Annotated in this window: 4 protein-coding genes, 1 pseudogene and 1 CRISPR repeat array; of the genes and pseudogenes, 2 read left to right on the forward strand and 3 right to left on the reverse strand. The window is 38.9% G+C overall.

What is annotated here, in order from left to right:
- Window positions 1–423: 423 nt before the first annotated feature.
- Together IM319_RS02390 and IM319_RS02395 are read right to left on the reverse strand one after the other, a co-directional pair.
- Window positions 424–843 (reverse strand): type II toxin-antitoxin system VapC family toxin, encoded by a 420-nt coding sequence (locus tag IM319_RS02390; RefSeq protein ID WP_158199609.1) that lies wholly within the window; start codon window positions 841–843, stop codon window positions 424–426.
- Complete coding sequence (locus IM319_RS02395) at window positions 840–1,055, reverse strand: hypothetical protein (protein ID WP_158202606.1); 216 nt, start codon at window positions 1,053–1,055, stop codon at window positions 840–842. Before IM319_RS02395 ends, IM319_RS02390 begins: the two co-directional genes overlap by 4 nt.
- A gap of 242 nt (window positions 1,056–1,297) precedes the next feature.
- Window positions 1,298–1,901: a CRISPR direct-repeat array (repeat unit 35 nt; unit sequence GTTTCCATTAATTAAACTTGCTAAGAAGTTAAAAG).
- A 752-nt stretch (window positions 1,902–2,653) separates the two neighbouring features.
- Here IM319_RS02395 and IM319_RS02400 point away from each other — a divergent pair.
- Entirely contained in the window at window positions 2,654–4,066 is a 1,413-nt protein-coding gene (locus tag IM319_RS02400) for a type III-B CRISPR-associated protein Cas10/Cmr2 (protein WP_287734487.1), read from the forward strand.
- A complete protein-coding gene (cas10, locus tag IM319_RS02405; RefSeq protein WP_287734489.1) occupies window positions 3,975–5,585 on the forward strand; it encodes a type III-B CRISPR-associated protein Cas10/Cmr2 in 1,611 nt (536 codons plus the stop codon). The genes IM319_RS02400 and cas10 overlap by 92 nt, the downstream gene beginning before the upstream one ends.
- Here cas10 and IM319_RS22330 read toward each other — a convergent pair.
- Window positions 5,579–5,735, reverse strand: a pseudogene (locus IM319_RS22330) (RNA-guided endonuclease TnpB family protein); the annotation flags it as partial. The gene cas10 and the pseudogene IM319_RS22330 sit on opposite strands and share 7 nt — an antisense overlap.

A 5,735-nucleotide genomic window follows, 5' to 3' on the forward strand; every position in this document is an offset into this window, starting at 1 on the left:
ATTGCTGAAGTTTATTGATTTTATTCTAACATTTTTATGTTTTTTTTGAGCGATTTTTTCTTTGATTAGTCAATCTAGATATAGATAACTTTTACTTATCATTAGTCGTTGTCTTAGTATTTATGTACTAAGAAAATCCCTAATTTTTTAGCCCCTATCATTTAGCGATCGCTATTGGACAAAAACTTTTCCATCTACTGAACTTAGGGACTTGCGCTTTGATAATGTACCATCTGGCTGGTCTGGTTTTTCTACAGAGCTATTTTCAAAGCTGGGATATTATTCCTACGCAAGTCCCTTATCACCGAATAGGCGAACGGTTGAGACAATATCTTATCGTTAGGCAGCGATCGATGACGTGGCGATCATCTTTCTGGGGGAGCATTGTGGGGTGGGAAAGGTGAAACACGGAACAATTACAGATTAGAGAAACCAATTTTCAATCACTAAACCCTTAAAATCTTTAAAATCATCAACATTATTTGTAACTAAAGTCAAATTGTTGGTAAAAGCAATAGACGCTATTTGACCATCGACAAAAGCAGGACTCTTGCCGACTTTAGACAACCTTGACCTTTCCCGTGCGTGATATTGGGCTGATTTTAAGTCATAATCGAATAAAGGTAGATTGGCTAAAATAACGTTATTCACATAATCCTCTAAGTCTTGGCGTTTTTTAGACAGAGGAAGTCGAAAACAACCAAATAATAGCTCATGGATTACTAGAGTAGCTGTGGCTATTTCCCGTTTAGATAATCGTAGCTTCGTCATGACCTTCTGATTCGGGTGAGGTCGTTTAGCCTCTGACAAAATATTAGTATCTAGCAAATATTTGAGAGTCATAAACGAACATCTCTCCCCGTTGACTTGTCCCGTAAATTATCAAAAGTATCATCATCAAGACTTGCCAAATCTACTCTTTGTCTAAAATCTTGCAAGGCTGACCAAAAATCATTAACCTCTCTAATGTCCATTAATAACTCTTCATTATCAGGAAAATCAACTTCCTCTAATAACTCAATAGTTTTGCCTTTTTTAATTCCTTTAACTAACATAACATCAACTCCTTCTAAGCTTAACTAGCTACCAGCAAAAATTGTTTCATCAATAAAATTCTAGCACTTAATAGAATAATTGAAGATTTCGGGAGTCACAGCGCTCCGAATTGCGAGAAAGATTGAGTTCAAACCATGTAATCATCCCTACCTAAGGGTACGCGCACCTAAAACGCTATTGACAAAACTTGCTAAGAAGTTAAAAGCAACAAGGGGACCTGACTCTAATTAAGCGTTTGGTAGTTTCCATTAATTAAACTTGCTAAGAAGTTAAAAGAGCACTGCAAAACTTACAGGCACAAATTAGCAATCGAGCCGTTTCCATTAATTAAACTTGCTAAGAAGTTAAAAGCAGCTTAGTCAACTAGTCCTGCCGGAAGCTAAGGTTTCCATTAATTAAACTTGCTAAGAAGTTAAAAGAAGACATCCGGGACAAATCCGGTCGTGGATTTGTGTTTCCATTAATTAAACTTGCTAAGAAGTTAAAAGGACGAGTATCTTGCGCCAAAATCGCAAGTCGAACTCGTTTCCATTAATTAAACTTGCTAAGAAGTTAAAAGCGAGATGACAATCGTTTCGAGGTTGATGGTTTATTCCTGCTTTCCATTAATTAAACTTGCTAAGAAGTTAAAAGTCTGTCGGAAGATGTAGCTGGCCTCCTGCGCAGTTTCCATTAATTAAACTTGCTAAGAAGTTAAAAGTTGGTTGAAGAAGATCCGCACGAATGGATGGCTTCTGAGTTTCCATTAATTAAACTTGCTAAGAAGTTAAAAGCTTTGCATCTTAGCATCTTAGCATCTTAGTTTTTTCAGTTTCCATTAATTAAACTTGCTAAGAAGTTAAAAGACTAGCTTGGCAAAACTAGGCTGTACAAGGATTGTACAGCGATTTTTCGTGGGATATTGAAAAGCATAGACATTATTAATAATAATTCTCAATAGTCACCTCGGTCATAAGGCTCAAAGCCTTGGTGGACAAGGCATCGACGCACCTCAACGAAAACTCTAGATTTTCAGCCATTGTGTCTAACCCGCGAAAAATGTTGAGAACCCCCCCATTCCATCGGCATGAAACAATAGAAATTGTTCCACGTTAATGCCTATGCGATCGGGAGCATCTCACCTTTGTAACCTCTAAATCAGGTTTTTATGCCCACATTCCGCACCCTAGTCGTTGAAATAAACAGTTGCTCTAGCCCTTGTATAGTAAGACTTTTAGCGATTACTAAGAATTATGAAGTGTCACACTCTAGTCAGCGATCGCCAGCTTAATGAGATCAATAATTTGGTATCAGAGCTATCAGATTTTTAGGGCTAATTGTGAATCTGCTGGGCAAACAAATTAGCCTGTAATTCAGAGCCGGCAATCGTTTTGACGATTTAGATAAAATTTTCAATGTGACAGTTGAGGGTGCGGAATGTGGGTTTATGTCAAGCTATTTTGAAAGCCTTGCTAGAAAACAGTTTAGGGATAAATATAATTACTCACTTGCATAAATGAGATGCTCCCTGTCAGATGCGATAGTTAATCAATTATTTTGCTTAACTATCTTCGTTTTCGTGATAAAGTTTAAAGAGAGGCCTTAGCAATTTATGATTATGCCAGAATCAGAGTCCCCTATTAATTCAACAAATTTCTATTCTCGTAAACTTTGTGCCTTGCTAGAAGACCACTCCATTTTGCAACAATTACAGTCTATTCACCCAGAAGAGTTACAAGGACAGATAGAAGAGTTACCCCAGCAAATAGCTAGTTCCTCTGATTGCGTTAATCTAGGAGAGGCTCAAGGCACTAATATTAATAGCGTGAAACATCCCATCAGTGGACAAACTCGAAATATTACTTCACAAGACTCAAGACCAGAAATTCCGGCAGAAATTACCTCAGAAACAGATATAGAAAAACTATTTTGGTGGTTTTGGCGATTTTATCCCGAACTCATCCGACAAAACCAGAATGATTTTTTCCTCTATCCTGCTCACAGCATCCTTCCTGATTGTCCCCTACATAGCTACAAAAGTACCGTTTCCGCTCTAGTTGGGGCGATGTATCCCGAACATTGGCAAGAGGGAAGTAAATCCCAACATCCCTATCTTTTTCTCTTTACCTTCTCCCCAGTACAAGAATTTATCAAAGCATCCCGAAAATTTGTCGATTTTTGGGCAGGTTCCTATCTACTGCACTATCTCAGTGTTAAACTCTGTTGGTATATTGCCGAAACTTATGGGTCTGATGCTGTGATTACTCCTTCTCTTTGGAGTCAAGAAATTATCGATGCTTTAATTGTTAAAAAATATCCAGATTTTGCGGCTAATTTTGCTTCTTTTCAAGACGGAATATCTCCAGTTGGTAGATTTGATAATGGCATCTCTACAAGTTTAAGTACGGCTGGATTTCCTAATGTGATTATGGCTTTAGTTCCTGGTAAAGAAGCAGCTAGAGAATTGGGAGAGAAATTAAAAAAATGTTTAATAGAAGAATGGTCAGAGATTGCCAAAAAAGTTAGGGAAGATATCAAAAAACGAACCCTAGAGTTTCTTAAAGATACTAAAAATCAGCAGAAAATAGATGAAATATTATTAAAGGAGTTTCTAAGCGAACAAGAAATATGTAAACGAGATTTAAAAAAATGGCAGATAGGACATCATGGTAGTTGTTGGGAGTGGAATAAACTCTGGGAAGCACAAATAGAAAAAACTTGGGAAACTTACTGGACTGCAATGCCCTTAGGCAATCCAGACCAGCCATTAACTACTAATCTCACAGGTAATCCCACAGGGGAAAATTATCAGCAATGGAAACAAGCGCAAAATGCGATCGCCCCTCCCCATTTAGCTGAATCTCTACCTACAACAGCCGAGGAAAACCTTTACGAACAGATAAACACTGGTACTTGGTGGGGGGGCATTACCAGCTCGTTTGGGACAGTCTATTCAAGCCGTAAAAAATACTCGCACTTGGGCAATTCCTACAGCACCTGGGGAACGTTCCACTTTATCGGGTCAATTTAGCGCAGTTCATCCCCAATTACATTATCACGGGCAGTTTAAAAATGGAGGTGGACTTTCCGCGCGATCAATGCGTCTATTTTGGCGATTAATGGCTGAAGTTTATCCAGGGTTATTTAATGGCTCAGAAAAATTGAATGCGATCGAATTAACAAAACGCATGGCTTGGCGATATGGGGGAGTTGCTGAATCTTTGGGAATTAATCTAGGGCAAGAAGATGATACTAACTATGATAATTTAATTCGTTTTCCTAATTTAAGTTCTATTGCTGCTGCAAGATTTGCTTACGAAGATTTTAAAAAAGGAGGACAAAAAACACGCAACTATTGGAATTGTCTTAACACACTTATTAACCAACAATTACCTAACAAAGCAGACACTTTTGCCTCCCGTACTCATGGTCGTCCTTATCAGATACCAAAAGTTGATCGGCAAATTAATCCAGAAAATAGGAATGGACAGAATTTTAATGGAGTCATGTTTTCCAGTAAATGGTTAGCTGATGACATGAATTGTAACGCTCAAGAAACAGCAACATTAAGAAGTTTAGTTGAAGAAGCGCATAAAAAAGCAAAATTTGGCGAAGGAAGTCCAGCCGATTGGTGGGTAATTGTCCTCGGTGATGGGGATGGGATGGGGAAATATGTCTCTGGGTCAAAATTAAAGAAATACAAAGAGTATTTAATCACAGATGCGATCACAGAAAATGTCAAAAATCATCAAGATTACCCAGATTTACTAGCAACCCAAAAACGCATGGGGCCAGCAACCCATGTCGGGTTAAATCGCGCCTTATTAGACTTTTCTAATCGCTTAGTACCCTACCTTACGGAAGAACGTTATTGTGGTAAAGTCGTCTATAGTGGCGGTGATGATGTGATGGCAGTGTTACCTCTAGCAGATTTACTGGGATATTTGCGATCGCTTCGTGCTGCTTGGTGTGCTGACCCAGATCCAGAAAGAGAATTCAGCACAGAGGGAGGGTACTGGACTCCTAAACAATCTCTGCAAGGATTACAACAACGTCCCTATTTTACGATGGGAGATGGGGCAACCATGAGTCTAGGCATTGTTATCGCCCATAAAAGTGTACCTCTTCCTACCGTATTAGAAAGCCTGTGGACGGCTGAAAAAGACCGTGCTAAAAAGTTATATGGAAAAGATGGACTCTGTTTTCGGGTGATTTATGGTTCGGGTAACACTTTAGAAGCCTTGATGAAAGGGGAGTTATTAGAGTTATGGTGGAATTTTATGCAGTATGATCAGCAAGATTTAAGTGCGTTGTTCTATCGATTAGCCGAAGAATTACCCCGTCATGCTTGTGTTACTGAAAGCGATCGCCTATTTAGAAAAGCTGCACAAGTGATCATCAACCGTCGAGATCAAACACTAGAGTCTCATATTCAAGAAAACTTGCTAAATTGGTTGGATCAGTGGGAAAACTGGGCTTATCAAACCTATAATCAAGTAAATAAAATTGACACTCCCATCGCTAAAAGCGAGGGATTCTTGGTTCACTGAGTTTCCTTAATCTGGCAGGACGTATCCAACCAAACCAGAGGGAATCTCACGCCGGCGCGTATTAGTTTCGGTATGCCCTACCGTACTTAGTCCCTTTTTGAGAATGTTGATAGCGGCGTTAATATCTCTATCTTCTACATAGCCACAATG

Origin of the sequence: Microcystis sp. M113S1 (genome assembly GCF_020246945.1) — a bacterium.
In the GTDB taxonomy this organism is placed as follows: Bacteria; Cyanobacteriota; Cyanobacteriia; order Cyanobacteriales; family Microcystaceae; genus Microcystis.

Coding starts and splice junctions, on each gene's coding strand:
- IM319_RS02400 (WP_287734487.1), top strand. CDS start 2,654: ATGCCAGAATCAGAGTCCCCTATTAATTCAACAAATTTCTATTCTCGT.
- IM319_RS02390 (WP_158199609.1), bottom strand. CDS start 843: ATGACTCTCAAATATTTGCTAGATACTAATATTTTGTCAGAGGCTAAA.
- IM319_RS02395 (WP_158202606.1), bottom strand. CDS start 1,055: ATGTTAGTTAAAGGAATTAAAAAAGGCAAAACTATTGAGTTATTAGAG.